This is a genomic window from Bacillus sp. ES1-5 (assembly GCF_022487605.1).
GTDB lineage: Bacteria > Bacillota > Bacilli > Bacillales > Bacillaceae_G > Bacillus_A > Bacillus_A wiedmannii.
Map to the genome: position 1 here is coordinate 1 of NZ_JAKVPU010000066.1, position 310 is coordinate 310.

The window sequence follows — 310 nt, forward strand, 5'->3', positions numbered from 1 at the left end:
AAAGTGAGTTGCAGGATGTCATTCAAACAAAGGCGGTGAAATAATTGAAGCAAGAAATTAGTATGAAGGATTTTCAGCAACTATTGAAAAGAAGAGTAGTAACAATTATTTTGACGATGTGTTGTGTAACTGTTTCTTTAATTCTTATTTCTATGTATGTATTAAAGCCTTCGTATCAATATTCAACGCAAATTCTCGTTGGGAATTTAGATGGGTTTAATAAGGAAAATGCAGTGAATAAAAGTAAATAGTTCGGTCCCGCTTCCGTAAATGAAAATATATGAAGGAAATACCATATCCCCCCCCAAAA

Annotated in this window: 2 pseudogenes; one reads left to right on the plus strand and one right to left on the minus strand. The window is 32.9% G+C overall.

What is annotated here, in order from left to right:
* Positions 1–44: 44 nt before the first annotated feature.
* Positions 45–248, plus strand: a pseudogene (locus tag MKO96_RS29315) (Wzz/FepE/Etk N-terminal domain-containing protein); the annotation flags it as partial.
* Here MKO96_RS29315 and MKO96_RS29685 read toward each other — a convergent pair.
* Positions 227–310 (minus strand): annotated as a pseudogene (locus MKO96_RS29685) (YqhR family membrane protein); the annotation flags it as partial. The pseudogenes MKO96_RS29315 and MKO96_RS29685 overlap by 22 nt on opposite strands.